This is a genomic window from Variovorax saccharolyticus, from assembly GCF_030316765.1.
GTDB lineage: Bacteria > Pseudomonadota > Gammaproteobacteria > Burkholderiales > Burkholderiaceae_C > Variovorax > Variovorax saccharolyticus.
This window is the reverse complement of the sequence record NZ_JASZYT010000007.1, coordinates 399,932-418,650: the sequence shown is the minus strand read 5'-3', so window position 1 is coordinate 418,650 and position 18,719 is coordinate 399,932. Positions and strand designations below refer to the sequence as shown.

General features: G+C 67.4%; 19 protein-coding genes, 1 tRNA gene and 1 pseudogene. 14 read left to right on the top strand and 7 right to left on the bottom strand.

Annotated features, from left to right (window positions below):
- The 3 genes and pseudogenes from QTI45_RS22730 to QTI45_RS22720 all read right to left on the bottom strand — a co-directional run.
- A pseudogene (locus tag QTI45_RS22730) lies at nt 1–306 on the bottom strand (polyhydroxyalkanoate depolymerase); the annotation flags it as partial.
- Nucleotides 307–415: 109 nt separating this feature from the next.
- Entirely contained in the window at nt 416–1,036 is a 621-nt protein-coding gene (locus QTI45_RS22725; protein ID WP_286655980.1) for a nucleotidyltransferase family protein, read from the bottom strand.
- On the bottom strand, nt 1,009–2,205 hold the full coding sequence (locus tag QTI45_RS22720; protein WP_286655979.1) for an amino acid aminotransferase: 1,197 nt from the start codon (nt 2,203–2,205) through the stop codon (nt 1,009–1,011). Before QTI45_RS22720 ends, QTI45_RS22725 begins: the two co-directional genes overlap by 28 nt.
- Nucleotides 2,206–2,311: 106 nt before the next feature.
- Between QTI45_RS22720 and uvrB the strand changes: the two genes are divergently transcribed.
- The 13 genes from uvrB (at nt 2,312) to QTI45_RS22655 (ending at nt 13,219) form a co-directional block, all read left to right on the top strand.
- Nucleotides 2,312–4,420, top strand: a complete 2,109-nt coding sequence (gene uvrB, locus QTI45_RS22715; protein ID WP_286655978.1) for an excinuclease ABC subunit UvrB — start codon at nt 2,312–2,314, stop codon at nt 4,418–4,420.
- Between the two features lie 234 nt (nt 4,421–4,654).
- Nucleotides 4,655–5,191 carry a Fe-S cluster assembly transcriptional regulator IscR gene (iscR, locus tag QTI45_RS22710; protein WP_158720462.1) on the top strand — a complete coding sequence of 179 codons (537 nt, stop codon included), beginning with the start codon at nt 4,655–4,657 and terminating at the stop codon, nt 5,189–5,191.
- A gap of 73 nt (nt 5,192–5,264) precedes the next feature.
- Complete coding sequence (locus tag QTI45_RS22705; protein ID WP_286655977.1) at nt 5,265–6,485, top strand: IscS subfamily cysteine desulfurase; 1,221 nt, start codon at nt 5,265–5,267, stop codon at nt 6,483–6,485.
- A gap of 22 nt (nt 6,486–6,507) precedes the next feature.
- Nucleotides 6,508–6,921 carry a Fe-S cluster assembly scaffold IscU gene (gene iscU / locus QTI45_RS22700; protein WP_286368290.1) on the top strand — a complete coding sequence of 138 codons (414 nt, stop codon included), beginning with the start codon at nt 6,508–6,510 and terminating at the stop codon, nt 6,919–6,921.
- 2 nt (nt 6,922–6,923) lie between these two features.
- Nucleotides 6,924–7,247 (top strand): iron-sulfur cluster assembly protein IscA, encoded by a 324-nt coding sequence (gene iscA, locus QTI45_RS22695; protein WP_286368289.1) that lies wholly within the window; start codon nt 6,924–6,926, stop codon nt 7,245–7,247.
- Between the two features lie 49 nt (nt 7,248–7,296).
- Entirely contained in the window at nt 7,297–7,815 is a 519-nt protein-coding gene (hscB, locus tag QTI45_RS22690) for a Fe-S protein assembly co-chaperone HscB (RefSeq protein WP_286655976.1), read from the top strand.
- Nucleotides 7,816–7,857: 42 nt separating this feature from the next.
- Entirely contained in the window at nt 7,858–9,714 is a 1,857-nt protein-coding gene (gene hscA, locus QTI45_RS22685) for a Fe-S protein assembly chaperone HscA (protein ID WP_286655975.1), read from the top strand.
- A 3-nt stretch (nt 9,715–9,717) separates the two neighbouring features.
- Nucleotides 9,718–10,056, top strand: coding sequence for an ISC system 2Fe-2S type ferredoxin (gene fdx, locus QTI45_RS22680; RefSeq protein ID WP_286368286.1), 339 nt, complete (start codon nt 9,718–9,720; stop codon nt 10,054–10,056).
- A complete protein-coding gene (gene dnaQ / locus QTI45_RS22675) occupies nt 10,056–10,775 on the top strand; it encodes a DNA polymerase III subunit epsilon (protein WP_286655974.1) in 720 nt (239 codons plus the stop codon). Before fdx ends, dnaQ begins: the two co-directional genes overlap by 1 nt.
- A 76-nt stretch (nt 10,776–10,851) precedes the next feature.
- A tRNA-Val gene (locus tag QTI45_RS22670) sits at nt 10,852–10,926 on the top strand.
- Nucleotides 10,927–10,996: 70 nt separating this feature from the next.
- Nucleotides 10,997–12,094, top strand: coding sequence for an NAD(P)/FAD-dependent oxidoreductase (locus QTI45_RS22665; RefSeq protein ID WP_286655973.1), 1,098 nt, complete (start codon nt 10,997–10,999; stop codon nt 12,092–12,094).
- A gap of 93 nt (nt 12,095–12,187) precedes the next feature.
- Nucleotides 12,188–12,496 (top strand): glycine zipper domain-containing protein, encoded by a 309-nt coding sequence (locus tag QTI45_RS22660; protein WP_286368215.1) that lies wholly within the window; start codon nt 12,188–12,190, stop codon nt 12,494–12,496.
- 33 nt (nt 12,497–12,529) lie between these two features.
- Nucleotides 12,530–13,219: a phage holin family protein gene (locus QTI45_RS22655; RefSeq protein ID WP_286655972.1), complete on the top strand. Its 690-nt coding sequence runs from the start codon at nt 12,530–12,532 to the stop codon at nt 13,217–13,219.
- Nucleotides 13,220–13,246: 27 nt separating this feature from the next.
- Here QTI45_RS22655 and QTI45_RS22650 read toward each other — a convergent pair whose 3' ends face one another.
- Complete coding sequence (locus tag QTI45_RS22650) at nt 13,247–14,314, bottom strand: quinone-dependent dihydroorotate dehydrogenase (RefSeq protein ID WP_286655971.1); 1,068 nt, start codon at nt 14,312–14,314, stop codon at nt 13,247–13,249.
- Nucleotides 14,315–14,361: 47 nt separating this feature from the next.
- Here QTI45_RS22650 and rpiA point away from each other — a divergent pair, with 47 nt between their 5' ends.
- Nucleotides 14,362–15,063, top strand: coding sequence for a ribose-5-phosphate isomerase RpiA (gene rpiA, locus QTI45_RS22645; protein WP_286368212.1), 702 nt, complete (start codon nt 14,362–14,364; stop codon nt 15,061–15,063).
- On the opposite strand, the gene QTI45_RS22640 is transcribed toward rpiA, so the two are convergent.
- From QTI45_RS22640 to folD, 3 genes are read right to left on the bottom strand one after another with little or no spacing between them, the layout of a single operon-like run.
- Nucleotides 15,060–15,686 (bottom strand): glutaredoxin family protein, encoded by a 627-nt coding sequence (locus tag QTI45_RS22640; RefSeq protein WP_286368211.1) that lies wholly within the window; start codon nt 15,684–15,686, stop codon nt 15,060–15,062. The two genes, rpiA and QTI45_RS22640, sit on opposite strands and share 4 nt — an antisense overlap.
- A gap of 34 nt (nt 15,687–15,720) precedes the next feature.
- Nucleotides 15,721–17,769, bottom strand: coding sequence for a M3 family metallopeptidase (locus QTI45_RS22635; RefSeq protein WP_286655970.1), 2,049 nt, complete (start codon nt 17,767–17,769; stop codon nt 15,721–15,723).
- Between the two features lie 34 nt (nt 17,770–17,803).
- Nucleotides 17,804–18,667, bottom strand: coding sequence for a bifunctional methylenetetrahydrofolate dehydrogenase/methenyltetrahydrofolate cyclohydrolase FolD (gene folD / locus QTI45_RS22630; RefSeq protein WP_286368209.1), 864 nt, complete (start codon nt 18,665–18,667; stop codon nt 17,804–17,806).
- Between the last annotated feature and the right edge of the window lie 52 nt (nt 18,668–18,719).

Sequence of the window (18,719 nt, the reverse complement as noted above, 5' to 3'; positions counted from 1 at the left end):
CTGCAGGGTGTCGGGCTCGTCGGTGAAGCGCTTGAAGCGGCGCAGTTGGCAAAAGGGCTTCTCGATCTCGACGCTTTCGTGGATCACCACCTCGTGGCCGTCGACCTTGACCGTCTTGATGCCGAATTCGGGCTTCTCGTAGTCCTTGCCCAGCCGGTACAGGAGGTCGTAGCCGGCGGCCATGCGCTGGGCCATCGGCGTCTGACCGAGCGCGGCGCCCTGGCCGTAGAGTTTGGAGGCCGCCTGAGCGAAGTCGGCGAACGGCTCCATGAGGGAGCGTTGGGCTTCGTAGAGTTGGTAGAGCATCGGAGGGCCTGAAAGTTGTTGCGATGCAATATATCAGCAGCTTCCCCGTCAAAGTAGGGGGCGCGCCCCACTTCAGTGCCTTCTGCGTGACATCGTTCCGCTCGCCGTTTCAGGCCGGAACGGCGAACGAATCAAGCACCCTGAGCCAGGGCCAGCGGGCCTGGTAGTCGGCCGCCTTGGCGGCATAGAGCCGCGGTTGGTGGCAGCGCGGATTGGGCCTCAGAACCCCCTCGTACAGCGCCTGCAGCCCATAGGGCGCATAGAGCGTCGGCAGGCCATCGCCAGGCTGCAGCCCGACGCAGGTGCAATCGACCAGGAAGCGGTCGATTCCGTCCTGCGCGCACAGCGAGGCGGCGTAGCTGGCGCCGAAATACTCGGCATACCAGGTGTGGACCCGGGCCTGATTCTTTGTCTCGATGGTGACAGGCAGACCCGAGAAATGCCGCCGGACACGCTCGTCGACCCGCCGCTCGGCTTCCGCCGACAGGTCGCTGGCATCGAAATAGAACAGGTCGTAGTCGCGGATGCCGGCCTCCGGCGGCCGTCCGCCCTGCAGGTTCCAGACGCTCTGGAACAGGCAGCCGGCCACCAGCCAGGCGTCGGGCAGCGCCAGCGCCGGCAGGCCGGCGAGGAGCGCGCGGTTGTGCGGGTTGCGCAGCGCGTCCTCGATGAAGCGGCCGGCCAGGGCCGGGCTTGCCGGGCTCAGAGAACCTTGGCGATGCTCTCGCAAACGTAGTCGATGTTCTTGCTGTTGAGCGCGGCCACGCACATCCGGCCGGTGTCGGTACCGTAGACGCCGAACTCTTCGCGCAGGCGCACCATCTGGTCCTTGGTGAGGCCCGAATAGCTGAACATCCCGATCTGCGAGGTGATGAAGCCCATGTCCTGCTTCACGCCGGCGGCCTTGAGGCCGTCGACCAGCTTCTGGCGCATGGCCTTGATGCGCACGCGCATTTCGGCCAGTTCTTCTTCCCAGACGGCGCGCCGTGCCGGGTCGTTGAGGACGGCTGCCACCACCGCGCCGCCGTGGATCGGCGGGTTGCTGTAGTTGGTGCGGATCGCGATCTTGAGCTGCGACAGCACGCGGGCCGCTTCTTCCTTGCTCTCGCACAGCACCGACAGGGCGCCCACGCGCTCGCCGTACAGGCTGAAGCTCTTCGAGAAGGAGGTCGAGACGAAGAAGGTCAGGCCGGCCTGGACGAACTTGCCGATCACCGCGCCGTCTTCCTGGATGCCGTGGCCGAAGCCCTGGTAGGCCATGTCGAGGAAGGGGGTCAGGCCGCCGGCCTTGACCGCGGCGATGACCTGGTCCCACTGGGCCGGCGTGATGTCGTAGCCGGTCGGGTTGTGGCAGCAGGCATGCAGCACGACGATGGTGCCCGCTGGCGCTGCCTTCAGCGCCGCCAGCATGCCTTCGAAGTCGATGCCGCGCTTGGCGGCGTCGTAGTAGGGGTAGCTCTCGACCGTGAAGCCGGCGTTGGTGAACAGCGCGCGGTGGTTTTCCCAGCTCGGGTCGCTGATCAGCACCTTGGCCCCGGGCGACAGCTTCTTGAGGAAGTCGGCGCCGACCTTCAGGCCGCCGGTGCCGCCGATGGCCTGGATGGTGGCGACGCGGCCGGACTTCACCGGTTCGCTGTCGGCGCCGAAGACCAGGCCCTTGACCGCGTTGTCATAGGCGGCGATGCCGTCGATCGGCAGGTAGCCGCGGGCGCTGGGCGCCTTCATCATGTCTTCTTCCGCGGCCTGCACGCACTTCAGGAGCGGCAGCTTGCCGTTGTCGTCGTAGTACACGCCCACGCCGAGATTGACCTTTTTCGGATTGCCGTCGGCTGCATATTGCTCGTTGAGGCCCAGGATCGGGTCGCGAGGCGCCATCTCGACGGCGGTGAACATTGACATGGAAAGTCCTTTGGATGATCGGTTCACGTGAAGCCGGGTCCTGCGTTACGCTGCCCGGTTAGCTTGAATTTTACCGGCCGCGCCACCAGCTTCAGCCGTCCACGCCATGCCAGAAACCTCAGAAGTCATTCCCGAACCGCAACACTCCGACCCGGTGGGTCCGCACAAGCAGGGCGAATTCGTCAGCTTTCCGGGGTCGCCGTTCGAGCTTTTCCAGCCCTATCCGCCGGCCGGCGACCAGCCCAAGGCCATTGCCGGCCTGGTCGAGGGGGTGCAGGACGGCGAGGTGTTCCAGACCCTGCTGGGCGTCACCGGCTCGGGCAAGACCTTCACGATGGCCAACGTGATCGCCCGGCTCGGCCGGCCGGCGATCGTCTTTGCGCCCAACAAGACGCTGGCGGCGCAGCTCTACAGCGAATTCCGCGAGTTCTTCCCGAAGAACGCGGTCGAGTATTTCGTCAGCTACTACGACTACTACCAGCCCGAGGCCTACGTGCCGCAGCGCGACCTGTTCATCGAGAAGGACAGCTCGATCAACGAGCACATCGAGCAGATGCGGCTGTCGGCCACCAAGAGCGTGCTGGAGCGGCGCGACACGGTGATCGTGGCGACCGTGAGCGCCATCTACGGCATCGGCACGCCCGAGGACTACACGCAGATGCGCTTCATCATGCGCCAGGGCGACAAGATCGGTCAGCGCGACGTGATCGGGCGGCTGATCCGCATGCAGTACACGCGCAACGAGCAGGATTTCTCGCGCGGCACCTTCCGGGTGCGCGGCGACACCATCGACGTCTTCCCGGCCGAGCACAGCGAACTCGCGATCCGCATCGAGCTGTTCGACGACGAGATCGAGTCGCTGCAGCTGTTCGACCCGCTCACTGGCCGCATCCGGCAGAAGATCCCGCGCTTCACGGTCTATCCGTCGAGCCACTACGTGACGCCGCGCGACAAGGTGCTGAGCGCGGTCGAGACCATCAAGCTCGAACTCGACGAGCGGCTCAAGTTCTTCGTCGGCGAAGGCAAGCTGGTCGAGGCGCAGCGCATCGAGCAGCGCACCCGCTTCGACCTCGAGATGCTGGCCGAGATCGGCCACTGCAAGGGCATCGAGAACTACACCCGGCATCTCTCGGGCGCCGCGCCCGGCGAGCCGCCGGCGACGCTGACCGACTACCTGCCGAAGGACGCCCTGATGTTCCTCGACGAGAGCCACCAGATGATCGGCCAGCTCAACGGCATGTACAGCGGCGACCGCGCCCGCAAGACCACGCTGGTCGAGTATGGCTTCCGGCTGCCCTCGGCGCTCGACAACCGGCCGCTCAAGTTCGAGGAGTTCGAGACCCGGATGCGCCAGTGCATCTTCGTCTCGGCCACGCCGGCGCAGTACGAGAAGGACAACGCCGGCAACGTGGTCGAGCAGCTGGTGCGGCCGACCGGCCTGATCGATCCCGAGGTCGAGATCCGTCCCGCCACCCACCAGGTCGACGACGTGCTGCAGGAGATCCGGCTGCGGGTCGACAAGAACGAGCGCGTGCTGATCACCACGCTGACCAAGCGCATGGCCGAGCAACTCACAGACTACCTGAGCGACAACGGCGTCAAGGTGCGCTACCTGCACAGCGACATCGACACGGTCGAGCGGGTCGAGATCCTGCGCGACCTGCGGCTGGGCAGCTTCGACGTGCTGGTGGGCATCAACCTGCTGCGCGAAGGCCTGGACATCCCCGAGGTCTCGCTGGTGGCGATCCTGGACGCCGACAAGGAAGGCTTCCTGCGCGCCGAGCGTTCGCTGATCCAGACCATCGGCCGGGCGGCGCGCAACCTGAACGGCAAGGCGATCCTCTACGCCGATCGCATGACCGACTCGATGAAGAAGGCGATCGACGAGACCGAGCGGCGCCGGGCCCGCCAGATCGCCCACAACGAAGCCCACGGCATCACGCCGCGCAGCATCCTGAAGGAGGTGCGCGACCTGATCGACGGCGTCTACAGCGAGAAATCGGGCAAGGAGGCGGCCAAGCGCGAGCTCGAGCGCGCCAAGGTCGAGGACATGTCCGAAAAGGACGTGGCGCGCGAGATCAAACGGCTCGAAAAGCTCATGCTCGAGCACGCCCGGAACCTCGAATTCGAGAAGGCCGCCCGGGTTCGCGACCAGTTGGCCGAGCTCCGGGAGCGGGCCTTCGGGGCGTCCGGGCACGACAACGTCGCCCTCTGAGACTTTGCGGGACAGACCAGGTGCGTTGCAGCGCAATCGGGTTTACCCCAGCAAAGCTGAGGGGCTTCTGCTATACTTGACCGAAACACTCAAGAACAAAAGAACTTCGCGATGAAGGGCGACTCCAACCGATTGGTTCACCAGCCGGGCGAGGGTCGTGCAGGGCGGAGACGACGTCACCGCAGCCCTTGAGGTTCGGTGTCATTTCCACGGTAAGCACTCAAGGAGCTTGCGATGCGTCTCACTACCAAAGGCCGCTTTGCGGTTACGGCCATGATCGATCTGGCACTGCGCCAGAACACCGGTCCGGTCACGCTGGCCGCGATCAGCCAGCGGCAGCAGATTTCGCTGTCCTATCTCGAGCAGCTGTTCGGCAAATTGCGCCGTCACGAGCTGGTCGAGTCGACGCGCGGCCCCGGCGGCGGCTATTCGCTCGGCCGCAAGGCGGCCGACATCACCGTGGCGGACATCATCGTCTCGGTCGACGAGCCGATCGACGCCACCCAGTGCGGCGGCAAGGAAAACTGCCTCGGCGAAGCGGGTCGCTGCATGACCCACGAGCTGTGGGCCTCGCTGAACCAGCGCATGGTCGAGTTCCTGGACTCGGTCACGCTGCAGAAGCTGGTCGACGACCAGATCGCCAAGGGTGTGCAGATCGAGAACAAGCCGGCCGTCAAGCGCGCGATCTCGGCGCAGCCGGTGGTCAAGCCGATCCGCGTCAATGCGCCGAACTCGGTCTTCGCACTGGGCAACGCCTTCGCCAAATCCTGATCCGGCGGCGCCTTCGGGCGCCCCGGTTGCAACACTCCAACAAAGATCAACCCCACGCCAGCCTGAGCCAGCCATGGACGTCACTCCCCATTTCCCCATCTACCTCGACTACGGCGCCACCACGCCGGTCGATCCGCGCGTCGTCGACGCGATGATTCCCTGGTTGCGCGAGCATTTCGGCAATCCGGCGTCGCGCAGTCACGCGTGGGGATGGGAGGCCGAGGAAGCGGTCGAGAAGGCGCGCGGCGAAGTGGCCGACCTGATCGGCGCCGATCCGCGCGAGATCGTCTGGACCTCCGGCGCCACCGAGTCGAACAACCTGGCCCTGAAGGGCGCGGCGCACTTCTACAAGGGCAAGGGCAAGCATCTCATCACGGTCAAGACCGAGCACAAGGCGGTGCTCGACACCATGCGCGAACTCGAGCGCCAGGGCTTCGAAGTGAGCTACCTGGACGTCCAGGAAGACGGCCTGCTCGACCTCGAGGTGTTCAAGGCGGCGATCCGCCCTGACACCATCCTGGCCAGCGTGATGTTCGTCAACAACGAGATCGGCGTGGTCCAGGACGTGGTCGCGCTCGGCAACATCTGCCGCGAGAAGGGCGTGATCTTCCACGTCGACGCGGCACAAGCCACGGGCAAGGTCGAGATCGACGTCAAGACGCTGCCGATCGACCTCATGAGCCTGGCCTCGCACAAGACCTACGGCCCGAAGGGCATCGGCGCGCTGTACGTGCGCCGCAAGCCGCGCGTGCGGCTCGAGGCCCAGATGCACGGCGGCGGCCACGAGCGCGGCATGCGCTCGGGCACCCTGCCGACGCACCAGATCGTCGGCATGGGCGAGGCCTTCCGCCTGGCCAAGCTCGAGATGAAGGAAGACATCGCCAAGGCCGCGGCGCTGCAGAAGCGGCTGCTCGACGGCCTGAAGGACGTCGAGCAGGTCTTCATCAACGGCAATCTCGAGCACCGCGTGCCGCACAACCTGAACATCAGCTTCAACTACGTCGAAGGCGAGTCGCTGATCATGGGCATCAAGGGCTTGGCGGTGTCCAGCGGCTCGGCCTGCACCTCGGCCAGCCTGGAGCCCAGCTATGTGCTGCGCGCGCTCGGCCGCAGCGACGAACTGGCCCACAGCAGCCTGCGCATGACCATCGGCCGATTCACGACCGAAGAAGAAATCGACTACGCGATCTCGACCATCAAGCACAACGTCGCCAAGCTGCGCGAACTCAGCCCCCTGTGGGAGATGTTCAAGGACGGCATCGACATCAGCACGATCCAGTGGTCGGCCCACTGACAACTCAAAGAGGTACCCCACCATGGCTTACTCATCCAAGGTCATCGACCACTACGAAAATCCCCGCAACGTCGGCTCCTTCGAAAAGGGCGACGATTCGGTGGGCACCGGCATGGTCGGCGCACCGGCCTGCGGCGACGTCATGAAGCTGCAGATCAAGGTCAACCCCGAAACCGGCGTGATCGAAGACGCGCGCTTCAAGACCTACGGCTGCGGCTCGGCGATCGCCTCGTCCTCGCTCGTGACCGAATGGGTCAAGGGCAAGACGCTCGACGAAGCGGCGGCCCTCAAGAACGCACAGATCGCCGAAGAACTGGCCCTGCCGCCAGTCAAGATCCACTGCTCGATCCTGGCCGAAGACGCGATCAAGGCGGCGGTCAGCGACTACAAGGCCAAGCACGGCGTGGCTGCCGCAGCGACGGAAAGCACTCACTGACCATGGCTGTGACTCTGACCGAATCGGCCGCGCGCCACGTCACCCGCTACCTCGGCAAACGAGGCAAGGGCGTGGGCGTTCGGCTGGGCGTCAAGACCACGGGCTGCTCGGGCCTGGCCTACAAGCTCGAGTACGTGGACGAGTTCGCGCCCGAGGACGTGGTGTTCGAGGACCATGGCGTCAAGGTGCTGGTCGACCCGAAGAGCCTGGCCTACATCGACGGCACGCAACTCGACTTCGTGCGCGAGGGCCTCAACGAGGGCTTCAAGTTCAACAACCCGAACGAACGCGACCGTTGCGGCTGCGGCGAGAGCTTCCGGATCTGAGCCTGCCCGGCCCCCGAGCGAGCCGCCGCTATGGCGGCTTTTTGATGTCATGAACCTGAACGACACCGATTTCGAGCTGTTCGCCGTGCCGGCCACCTTCGCCCAGGATCGCGCCGCGCTCGACGCCCGCTGGAAGGAACTGCAGCGCGAGGCCCACCCTGACCGCTTTGCCGCCCAGGGCCCCGCGGCGCAGCGCATCGCCATGCAGTGGTCGGTTCGCATCAACGAGGCCTACCAGCGCCTCAAGAACCCGATCAAGCGCGCCACCTACCTGTGCGAGCTTCATGGCGCGGGCATCCAGGCCCATACCAATACCGCGATGCCGCCCGAGTTCCTGATGCAGCAGATGGCCTGGCGCGAGGAACTCGACGACGCCGCCGATGCCGCGGCGCTCGACAGCCTGCGCGCCGAGGTCGAGGCCGGGCGTGCGCGGGCACTGTCCACGCTCGACTGGCTGATCGACGAGAAGGGCGACTACCCCGAAGCCGCCCGGCAAGTGAGAGCCCTCATGTTCATCGAGCGTTTTGCCGAGGACATCGAGGCCAAGGCCGATCAATGGGGACAATAGCGGGATGATTCAACCCCACGTCCATCACCTCGAGGAGGCCTGATGGCATTGCTCCAGATTTCTGAACCGGGCCAGGCGCCCGATCCGCACCAGCGCCGCATCGCCGTCGGCATCGACCTGGGAACCACCCACTCGCTGGTGGCCGCGGTGCGCAACGGCGTCGCCGAATGCCTGCCCGACGCCGAGGGCCGCGTGTTGCTGCCGTCGGCCGTGCGCTACCTCGACGCCGAGCGCCGCCAAATCGGCCATGACGCGCTGGCCGCGCGGACCGTCGATCCGTCCAACGTTGTCACCTCGGTCAAGCGGCTGATGGGCCGCGGCCTGTCGGACATCGCGAACCGCGATGCGATGGCCTACCACCTGACGGGCGATGACGGCATGGTCAAGGTTCAGACTGCGGCCGGCGAGAAATCGCCGATCGAAGTCAGCGCCGAGATCCTGGCGACCCTGCGCTACCGCGCCGAGGACACCTTCGACGACGAACTCCACGGTGCCGTCATCACGGTTCCCGCGTACTTCGACGAAGGCCAGCGGCAGGCCACGAAGGATGCGGCTCAGTTGGCCGGCCTCCACGTGCTGCGCCTCATCAGCGAGCCGACGGCCGCGGCGATCGCCTACGGCCTGGACAACGCCAGCGAAGGCGTCTATGCGGTCTACGACCTCGGTGGCGGCACCTTCGACATCTCGATCCTGCGCTTGACGCAGGGCGTGTTCGAAGTCATCGCCACGGGCGGTGATTCGGCGCTGGGCGGCGACGACTACGACCATGCGCTGGTCGAGTTCGTGCTTCTGCAGCGCGGGCTCAAGGCGCACAGCGACGCCGACCGGTCGGCCCTGCTGGTGGCCGCCCGGGCCGCCAAGGAGGCGCTGTCGGAGGCCGAATCGGCGACTTTCGGCGCCACCCTGTCGGGCGAGGCCCTGCAGCTGGAGGTCCGCCGCGAGCAGTTCGAGGCCGCGACGGCCGCGCTGACCGCGCGCACGATCACGGCCGTGCGGCGCGTGCTGCGCGACGCCAAGCTGGCTCCCGGCGAGTTGCAGGGGATCGTGCTGGTCGGCGGTGCCACGCGCATGCCGCAGATCCGCCACGCCGTGGCCGATTGCCTCGGCCGCGAGCCCCTGACCAATCTCGACCCGGACCAGGTGGTGGCGCTCGGCGCCGCGATCCAGGCCAATCAACTGGCTGGCAACGGCGGTGCCGACGACCTGCTGCTGCTCGACGTGATTCCGCTGTCGCTCGGCATCGAGACCATGGGCGGGCTGGTCGAGCGGATCGTGCCGCGCAACCAGACCATCCCGACCGCGATGGCCCAGGACTTCACCACCTACAAGGACGGCCAGACCGCGCTGGCGCTGCACGTGGTGCAGGGCGAGCGCGACCTGGTCGCCGACTGCCGCAGCCTGGCGCGCTTCGAGCTGCGCGGAATTCCGCCGATGGCCGCCGGTGCTGCGCGCATCCGCGTCACCTTCACCGTCGACGCCGACGGCCTGCTCAGCGTGAGCGCGAAAGAGCAGGGCAGCGGCGTCGAGGCGAGCGTCACGGTCAAGCCCTCGTACGGGCTCTCCGACGAGCAGATCGCCGCGATGCTGCAGGACAGCTTCTCGACCGCGCAGCAGGACATGCAGGCCCGCGCACTGGTCGAGGCGCGGGTCGATGCCGATCGCATGCTGATGGCGACGCAAAGCGCGCTGGATGCCGATGCGTCGCTGCTGTCGGCCGAAGAGCACGCCGTCATCGAACAACTCATGGCCGCGCTGCGCAGCGCGCGCTCGGCCGAAGATGCTGCGGTCGTCGAGGCCGCCACCAAGGCCCTGGCTGACGGCACCGAAGCCTTCGCAGCTGCGCGGATGAATGCCGGGATCGCGCGCGCGCTCGCCGGCCGACAGATCGAATCTCTCTAGAACATGCCCACGATCAAGATCCTTCCCCATCCCGAGTACTGTCCGCAAGGCGCCGAGATCACGGCGGCGGCCGGCACCTCGGTCTGCGAGGCCATGCTCGAGAACCACATCAACATCGAGCACGCCTGCGAGATGAGCTGTGCCTGCACCACCTGCCATGTCATCGTCCGCAAGGGCATCGAGTCGCTCAACGAGGCGGAGGAGGGCGAGGAAGACCTGCTCGACCGCGCCTGGGGCCTGGAGCCGCAGTCGAGGCTGAGCTGCCAGGCGATCCTCGCGCAGGCCGACCTGACGGTCGAGATCCCGAAGTACTCGATCAACCACGCCAAAGAGAACCACTGATGAGCCGACTGATCGTCCTCGACACCGAGACCACCGGCCTGTCGGCAGAGAACGGCGACCGCGTGATCGAGCTCGGATGCGTGGAGCTGTTCAACCGCAAGCTCACCGGCAACGACCTGCACATCTACTTCAACCCCGAGCGCGAGAGCCACGAGGATGCGCTCAAGGTGCACGGGCTGACCACCGACTTCCTGCGCGACAAGCCGAAGTTCGCGACGCTCGCAAAGGACATCGTCGACTATCTGCGCGATGCCGAACTGATCATCCACAACGCGGCCTTCGACGTCGGCTTCCTCAACAAGGAGTTCGAGCTCGCCGGCCTGCCGCCGCTCGCCAGCTTCGTCGGCGAGGTGACCGACACGCTTGCGATGGCCAAGGCGGTCTACCCGGGCAAGCGCAATTCGCTCGATGCGCTGTGCGACCGCTTCGGCGTCGACCGCTCGAACCGCACCTTCCACGGCGCCAAGCTCGACGCGCAACTGCTGGCCGATGTCTACATCAACCTGACGCGCGGGCAGGATGCGCTCCTGATCGACATCGCGTCGAACGAGCCCGAGCACGGAACGGTGGTGTCGATCGACGTGAGCGCCTTCGAGCTGCCGGTGCTGGTCGCGACCGAGCACGAACTCTCGGCCCACGAGGAAGTCCTGGTGCAGCTCGACAAGTCGAGCAACGGGCGCACGCTTTTTCGCCAGGCGGACCAAAAAGCTGTGGCATAATCTGAGGCTTCGCGCAACACAGCGCGGACATCCAGACGGTGCGCAGCTTGGGATTCATCCAGGCGCCGCGCGCCAGGGGCGGTTAGCTCAGGGGTAGAGCACAGCATTCACACTGCTGGGGTCGGAGGTTCGAAGCCTCCACCGCCCACCATTCACTTGCCTTCTTTTTCGTGCCGCGCGCGGCAACGGGCGAAGTGCGTCCGGAGCGCTAAGCTCGGGCCATGGACGAATTCGATTGCGCCGTCATCGGCGCCGGCGTGGTGGGTCTGGCAGTGGCACGCGCGCTCGCGCTGCAAGGGCGCGAGGTCATCGTGCTCGAGTCCGAAGGCGCGATCGGCACCGGCACCAGTTCGCGCAACAGCGAAGTCATCCACGCCGGCATCTACTATCCCCAAGGGTCCCTCAAGGCGCAGTTGTGCGTCGAGGGCAAGCGGCGCCTCTATGCGTACGCCGAAGAGCGCGCGCTGCCGCACCGGCGCTGCGGCAAGCTGATCGTCGCCACCAGCCAGGCGCAGGTCGGGCAACTCGAGGCCATCGCGGCCAAGGCCCGGGCCAACGGGGTGGACGATCTGGTGCCTCTGACCCGGGCGCAGGCGCTCGCGATGGAGCCGCAGCTCGAATGCTTGGCCGCGCTGCATTCGCCGAGCACCGGCATCGTCGACAGCCATGCGCTGATGCTGAGCCTGCAGGGCGACCTCGAGCATGCCGGCGGCGTGGTCGCGCTGAAATCGGCGGTCGTCGGCGCCGAATGCGGTGCCGGCGGCATCGTGCTGAATTCCGCGGACGGCACGGCCTTGCGCTGCAACAGCGTCGTCAATGCAGCCGGTCTGGCCGCGCCGCTGCTGGCGCGCCGGTTCGACGGACTGCCTGCCGCATCGGTGCCGGGCGCCTGGTACGCCAAGGGCAGCTACTTCACGCTCGCCGGCCGCGCGCCTTTCAGCCGCCTGATCTATCCGGTGCCCGAAGCCGCCGGGCTGGGCGTGCACCTGACGCTCGATCTCGGGGGGCAGGCCAAGTTCGGCCCCGACGTGCAATGGGTGGATGCGCCCGACGACCTGGTCGTCGACCCGGCGCGCGGCGACGGGTTCTACGCCGAGGTTCGCAAGTACTGGCCGGCACTGCCGGACGATGCGCTGGTGCCCGGCTATGCCGGCATCCGGCCCAAGATCTCGGAGCCCGGCCAGGCCGCGGCCGATTTCATGATCGAAGGGCCGGCGCAGCACGGCGTGGCGGGCCTGGTCAATCTGTTCGGCATCGAGTCGCCGGGGCTGACCAGCAGCCTCGCGATCGCCCGGCGCGTGGGTGATCTTCTGTCATAGAGCCGCGCAGGCATGTACCATGGAACGGCGCGCCAATTTGTCGGCGCCGTGTCGCCGGCGCGGTGCCGGCTGGACTGAGGAGGACCTTTTTCGATGACTGCTTCCACCAACCTCGAAGCCGCGGCCAACGCCGTGGCCGAAGACATCGCCAGCGACGTCCGTGGCGTGCTCGCCAGCAAGGATCTCGATTCCGTACCGCATATCAAGGCGCTGCGCCAGCGCATCGACAGCAAGCTGGCGATCGCGCGCGAACTCGCGGCGGAGAAGAGCCGGGTGGCCGCGCAGAAGGCCCGTGAAGCTGCCAATACTGCCAATGCCTACGCGCATGACGAGCCTTGGCAGATCGCCGGTGCCGCACTGGCCGTGGGCGTGCTGGTGGGCCTGCTGCTTGGGCGCCGTTGATTCGGGCCGCCGCCGTGCGGGGGAGCTGATGCGATGAGCCTCAGCGACCTGTTCGGCCTCAAGTCGCGCCTGCGGCGCCTGCGCATCCTGGCCGGCGAAGGGGCGTTGGCCGCCGAAGACCGCGCCCAGCTGCTGAGGCTGGCCTGGGACGAAGAAAAAAGGCGCCTGGGCATGATGCTCGGCCTGGCGGTCGCGGTGATCGGCCTGACCACTGTCGCCATCGCGCTGCTGTCGGTCGCGATCGTGGTGCATTTCTGGGATACGCCCCATCGGGCGACGGCTGCCTGGGTGCTGGCGCTGCTCTGGATCGGGCTCTGGGCCGCGGCCGTGCTGACGCTCCTGGGCACGATGCGCAAGTCCTCGGCCTTCGCTTCGGCGCGTCAGACTTTCGAGCGCGACCTCGAGTGGTTCCATGAGCGCTTCGGCGCCCATCGCCAGGACGAGGACCTCCCCGACCTCGCGGTCACGCTGAGCAGCGAGCAGCTGATGGCTCGCATCGAGCGCCAGCGGCAGCGCATCGCGACGCTCGAAGCCGCTGCGGCGAGCGTCGGCGAAGCACCGGTCGCGAACGAGAGCGCCACGGCCACTGCCTTGCGCATCGCGCGCGAGCATCCGGTGGCTACCGGTGTCGCCACCGCCGCGGTGATCGCGGTGCTCGGCCCGCGCCGCGTGGTCCGTTGGGCCACCGTGATCGCGCCGGTACTCTGGCGCATGCGCGGCTGACGCCCGGCGGCCGCCCGCCGCTGCCGTTCAGGCCCTGCGTTCCTGCAGTGCCTGGGCAGCCTGGCGCACCAGCGCCGGGCCGCGGTAGATGAGCCCGGTGTAGATCTGCACCAGGTCGGCACCGGCCTCGACCTTGGCCAGGGCGTCCGCTGCGCTCATCACGCCGCCGGCGCCAATGATCGGAAAGTCCTTGCCGAGCGTCGCACGCAACTGGCCGATCACCCGGTTGCTGGCTTCGCGCACGGGCGCACCCGACAAGCCGCCGGCTTCTTCGGCATGGGGCAGCCCGGCGACTGCGTCGCGCGCCAGGGTCGTGTTGGTGGCGATGACGCCATCCATGCGATGGCGCAGCAGGGTCGCTGCGATCACCTTGACCTGGGCCTCGTCGAGGTCGGGTGCGATCTTGACGAACAGCGGCACCCGCTTGCCCTGGCGCGCCGCCAGCGCCTCGCGCTTGTCCGCGATCGCGCCGAGCAGTGCGTCGAGCGCTTCGTCGCTTTGCAGCGAGCGCAGGTTCGCGGTGTTCGGGCTCGAGATGTTGATCGTCACGTAGTCGGCGTGCGGGTAGACCCCGTCGAGGCCGATCAGGTAGTCGTCGACCGCGCGCTCGATCGGGGTGGCGGCGTTCTTTCCGATGTTGAGGCCCAGCAGCATCGGCGGCTTCGAGGTGTCGCGCCGGAAGCGGGCCCGCTTCACGTTGGCGATGAAGGCCTCGAGGCCTTCGTTGTTGAATCCGAGCCGGTTGATCAGCGCGTCGCGCTGCGGCAGGCGGAAGATGCGCGGCTTCGGGTTGCCGGGCTGCGGCTTGGGCGTGACCGTGCCGACTTCGACAAAACCGAATCCCATGGCGCCGAAGGCGTCGATGCAGCGGGCGTTCTTGTCGAGGCCTGCCGCCAGGCCGACGCGGTTCGGGAACGAAAGCCCGGCGAGCGTGATGCGATCGGCCACGCGCGGCGCCGCGTAGGCGCAGGCCAGGGGCGTGTTCTGGGTCCGTGCCAGGGCATCGAGGGTCAGTTCGTGGGCGCGCTCGGGGTCGACGCCGAACAGGAAGGGGCGGGCAAGCCCGTAAAGAGAGGAGGGCAACGGCAGGAGCATCGGATAATTCTCGGCTTCAGACTTCAATCAGCCCAGGATTCTCCCCGATGACTTCCCCTGCTCCCGCTTCCGCCCCGACACAGGACGAACTCAAGGCACAGGTCGGCCGCGCCGCGCTCGACTACGTGGTCAAGGGCGAGATCATTGGCGTGGGCACCGGCTCGACGGTCAACAAGTTCATCGAGGCGCTGGCCGGCATCAAGGACCAGATCCGCGGCGCCGTCTCCAGTTCGGAGGCATCGACCGAGCGCCTGAAGGCGCTCGGCATCGAGGTCTTCGACAGCAATGCGGTCGAGGAACTGGCGGTCTATATCGACGGCGCCGACGAGATCGACGGCCGCGGCTACATGATCAAGGGCGGCGGCGCCGCGCTCACGCGCGAGAAGATCGTCGCGGCGCAGTCCAGGCGCTTCGTCTGCATCGCCGATGCCTCCAAGCTGGTGAACACGCTGGGTGCCTTCCCGCTGCCGGTCGAGGTGGTTCCGATGGCGGCCCGGCGCGTGATGCGGCAGTTCGCCCGGCTGGGCGGCCTGGCGCAGGTTCGCGAGAAGGACGGCGCGCCGCTGGTCACCGACAACGGCCAGCACATCATCGACGTCACCGGCTTGCGGATCACCGATCCGCTGGGCTTCGAGGCCGAAGTGAACCAATGGCCAGGCGTGGTCGAGGTTGGCGTCTTTGCCCACCAGCGCGCCAGCGTCTGCCTGCTGGCGACCTCCTCCGGCGTGCGGACGATGCGCTTCGGTTAGAACCTGATCCCGGCGGGGTTGCTCGGGGTCGGCCCGTTGGCGGCCGCGGGAATGTCGGCCGCGGCCGGGGCGGGGGCCGCTGCGGCAGGTGCAGGTTCCGCCGCGGGCTGCAAGGCCACCAGCGGCTGGGCCGGCGGATTGCGCCAGCCGGCCGGCAGTTGCGCGCTCTTGGGATAGCCCGCCGCGTCCAGGTACTGCGACCATTCAGCGTCGCCGAAGCCCTTGAGCTGCTGGGTGCCGATGGTCAGCAGCGGCAGCCCGTTCTGGCCGCTCAGTCGCTGCAGCGAAGCGATGTCCTCGTTGGATTTGACGGTGCGCTCGTCGAAAGGCACGCCGCGCGTGACCAGCAGCGCACGGCCGGCAACGCAGGGGCCGCAGTCGTCGCTGGTGTAGAGCGTCACCGGGTAGCGCTGGACCACCTGCTGCAGTTCATAGGGCAGGCCCGTGCGGGCGCTCACCGTGTTGCCGGCCCGCACCGGTGCCGCGGGCGCATTGGCGCTCGGCGGCTGATCGGAGAAGGTGACCTTGCCGTTCTTGTCGACATTGCGGTAGACCGCTTGCGCCAACGCGGCGTTGGCGACCAGCAGCAGGGCGAGACCCGCAAGGGCGGTGTTGAGCTTCATCGATGGTTCCCGAAATCCGATGCTGCGGAGTATGTCAGGCCGGCTGGGCCTCGGCCATGCCCTGGTGTCGCAACAACGCATCGATCTGCGGTTCGCGGCCGCGGAAGGCCTTGAAGGATTCCATCGCGCTGCGGCTGCCGCCAGCCTCGAGGATGGCCTCGCGGTACTTGCGTCCGGTTTCCACGCTCGGCTCGCCATTGGCGCCCGCGGTCTCCTCGAAGGCCGCATAGGCATCGGCGCTCAGCACTTCGGCCCACTTGTAGCTGTAGTAGCCGGCCGCATAGCCGCCCGAGAAGATGTGGCTGAAGGTGTTCGGCGTGCGGCTGAAGGCCGGCGACGGCATCACGGCGACCTCGTCACGCACCTTGGCCAGCAGCGCCATCACGTCGCCCGGCTGGGCCGTGGCGGCGTCGTAGCCGGTGTGCAGCAGCATGTCGAAGAGCGAGAACTCGATCTGGCGCAGCGTCTGCAGGCCGCTCTGGAAGTTCTTGGCCGCGGTCATCTTGTCGAACAGGGTGCGCGGCAGTGGCTCGCCGGTGTCGACGTGCGAGGTCATGTGCGCGAGCACGTCCCATTCCCAGCAGAAGTTCTCCATGAACTGGCTCGGCAGCTCGACCGCGTCCCACTCGACGCCGCTGATGCCCGAGACGTCGCGTTCGTCGATGCGGGTCAGCATGTGGTGCAGGCCGTGGCCGAACTCGTGGAACAGGGTGGTCACGTCGTCGTGCGTGAGCAGCGGCGGCTTGCCGTCGACGCCTTCGGCGAAGTTGCAGACCAGCTGCGCGACCGGCGTCTGCAGGGCGCCGTTGTCGGGCCGCAGCCAGCGGGCGCGAACGTCGTCCATCCAGGCGCCGCCGCGCTTGGCGGCGCGGGCCGAGGGGTCGAGGTAGAACTGGCCGACCTTCTGGCCGGCGCGCTCGATGCGGTAGAACTCCACGCTGGGGTGCCACACCGGCGCCGAGTCGCGGCGGATCGAGACCTCGAACAGCGTCTCGACGATCTTGAACAGCCCGGCCATCACCTTCGGTGCCGTGAAGTACTGCTTGACCTCCTGCTCGCTGAAGGCGTAACGCGCTTCCTTGAGCTTCTCGCCGATGTAGGTCCAGTCCCAGGGCTGCGGGTCGGCGAGGCCCAGGTGCTCGGTGGCGAAGGCCCGCAGGTCGGCCAGGTCGCGTTCGCCGTAGGGCCGGGCCTTGGCGGCGAGGTCGCGCAGGAACTTGATCACCTGGTCGGCCGACTCGGCCATCTTCGGCACGATCGAAAGCTCGCCGAAGTTGGGGTAGCCGAGGAGCCTGGCTTCTTCCTGGCGCAGCGCCAGGATCTCGCGGATCAGCGCGGTGTTGTCGAAAGCCGGGTCGCCGAATTCGCTGGCCCGCGTCACGTAGGCGCGATAGAGCCGCTCGCGCAGCGCGCTGCTGCGGGCGAACTGCATCACCGGCAGGTAGCAGGGCATCTTGAGCGTGAGCTTGTAGCCGTCCTTGCCTTCGGCCTCGGCGGCCGCGCGGGCGGCGCCGATCACGTCTTCGGGCACGCCGTCGAGGTCTTCGCGCACGGCGTACCAGGCAAAGGCGTCGGTGGCGTCGAGCGCGTTCTCGCTGAACTTCTGGCTCAGCTCGGCCTGGCGCTCCTGGATCTCGGCAAAGCGCGTCTTGGCGGCGCCCTGCAACTCCGCGCCGCCCAGCACGAAGTTGCGGATCGCGTTGCGGTGCGCCTGACGCTGTTCGGGATTCAGGGTCGCGGGATCGATGGCCTTGTACTTGGCGTACAGCCGTTCGTCCGAGCCCAGGCGGGTCCAGAAGGCGGTGACGCGCGGCATGGCCTCGTTGTAGGCGGCCCGCAGTTCGGGCGTGTCGGCCACTGCGTTGAGATGACCGACCGCGCCCCAGGCGCGGCTGAAGCGCTCGGAGGCCACGTCCAGCACCTTCGCGATCGCGGTCCAGTCGGCCGGGAAGGCCGGCGCGGTCACTTCCTGCAGGGCCGACTCGGCGCCGGCGAGCAGGGCGTCGACCGCCGGGGCGACATGCTCCGGCCTGATCTGGTCGAACAGCGGGAGGTCGTTGAAGTCGAGGAGCGGATTGGTCATGGTCTTGTTCAGATGGCGGACGGGGGGCGCGAGTTCAAGTGGCGCTGGCGGCGGCCGTGCGTTCTGCGGCCTCGATCGTGTTGACCAGCAGCATCGTGATGGTCATCGGGCCGACGCCGCCCGGCACCGGCGTGATCCAGCCGGCCACCTCGCGCACGCCGGCGAAATCGACGTCGCCGCAGAGCTTGCCTTCGTCGTTGCGGTTCATGCCGACGTCGATCACGACGGCGCCGGGCTTGACCATGTCGGCCGTCAGCACGTTGCGCTTTCCGACCGCGGCCACCACGACGTCGGCCTGGCGGGTCATGGCGCCCAGGTCGGCGGTCGCGCTGTGGCAGATGGTGACGGTGGCGCTCTTGGCCAGCAGCATCAGGGCCATCGGCTTGCCGACGATGTTGCTGCGGCCGATGACCACCGCGTGCTTGCCGCGCAGCTCGTAGCCGATCGACTCGAGCATCTTCATGCAGCCGTAGGGGGTGCAGGGCCAGAAGCCGGGCGAACCGGTCATGAGGGCGCCGGCGCTGGCGACGTGGAAGCCGTCGACGTCCTTGGCCGGCGCGATCGCCTCGATCACCTTCTGGGCATCGATGTGGGCCGGCAGCGGCAATTGCACCAGGATGCCGTGGATGGCCGGGTCGTTGTTGAGGGCCTCGACGCGGGCCAGCAGGTCGGCTTCGGAGAGGTCGGCCGGGTACTTCTCGAGCACCGAGTGCAGACCGCTGTCCTCGCAGGCCTTGACCTTGTTGCGCACGTAGACCTGGCTGGCCGGGTTCTCGCCGACCAGCACCACGGCCAGGCCGGGCACCACGCCGCGGGCCTTGAGCGCCGCGGCGCGGGTGGCGACCTCGGCGCGCAGCGTCTTGGAGAGCGCATTGCCGTCAATCAGTTGGGCTGTCATTGCTTTTCGAACTTCAGAAATGGAAACGCCCGCTTGCGCAGGCGTGAGGTTG

Bases quoted from the DNA above. Each gene is read 5' to 3' on its own strand.
- QTI45_RS22640 (WP_286368211.1), bottom strand. From the start codon at position 15,686: ATGAAGCTCAACACCGCCCTTGCGGGTCTCGCCCTGCTGCTGGTCGCC.
- iscA (WP_286368289.1), top strand. From the start codon at position 6,924: ATGGCTGTGACTCTGACCGAATCGGCCGCGCGCCACGTCACCCGCTAC.
- folD (WP_286368209.1), bottom strand. From the start codon at position 18,667: ATGACAGCCCAACTGATTGACGGCAATGCGCTCTCCAAGACGCTGCGC.
- dnaQ (WP_286655974.1), top strand. From the start codon at position 10,056: ATGAGCCGACTGATCGTCCTCGACACCGAGACCACCGGCCTGTCGGCA.
- QTI45_RS22650 (WP_286655971.1), bottom strand. From the start codon at position 14,314: ATGCTCCTGCCGTTGCCCTCCTCTCTTTACGGGCTTGCCCGCCCCTTC.
- QTI45_RS22705 (WP_286655977.1), top strand. From the start codon at position 5,265: ATGGACGTCACTCCCCATTTCCCCATCTACCTCGACTACGGCGCCACC.
- fdx (WP_286368286.1), top strand. From the start codon at position 9,718: ATGCCCACGATCAAGATCCTTCCCCATCCCGAGTACTGTCCGCAAGGC.
- QTI45_RS22665 (WP_286655973.1), top strand. From the start codon at position 10,997: ATGGACGAATTCGATTGCGCCGTCATCGGCGCCGGCGTGGTGGGTCTG.
- iscU (WP_286368290.1), top strand. From the start codon at position 6,508: ATGGCTTACTCATCCAAGGTCATCGACCACTACGAAAATCCCCGCAAC.
- rpiA (WP_286368212.1), top strand. From the start codon at position 14,362: ATGACTTCCCCTGCTCCCGCTTCCGCCCCGACACAGGACGAACTCAAG.
- iscR (WP_158720462.1), top strand. From the start codon at position 4,655: ATGCGTCTCACTACCAAAGGCCGCTTTGCGGTTACGGCCATGATCGAT.
- QTI45_RS22655 (WP_286655972.1), top strand. From the start codon at position 12,530: ATGAGCCTCAGCGACCTGTTCGGCCTCAAGTCGCGCCTGCGGCGCCTG.
- hscB (WP_286655976.1), top strand. From the start codon at position 7,297: ATGAACCTGAACGACACCGATTTCGAGCTGTTCGCCGTGCCGGCCACC.
- QTI45_RS22635 (WP_286655970.1), bottom strand. From the start codon at position 17,769: ATGACCAATCCGCTCCTCGACTTCAACGACCTCCCGCTGTTCGACCAG.
- QTI45_RS22660 (WP_286368215.1), top strand. From the start codon at position 12,188: ATGACTGCTTCCACCAACCTCGAAGCCGCGGCCAACGCCGTGGCCGAA.
- hscA (WP_286655975.1), top strand. From the start codon at position 7,858: ATGGCATTGCTCCAGATTTCTGAACCGGGCCAGGCGCCCGATCCGCAC.
- uvrB (WP_286655978.1), top strand. From the start codon at position 2,312: ATGCCAGAAACCTCAGAAGTCATTCCCGAACCGCAACACTCCGACCCG.
- QTI45_RS22720 (WP_286655979.1), bottom strand. From the start codon at position 2,205: ATGTCAATGTTCACCGCCGTCGAGATGGCGCCTCGCGACCCGATCCTG.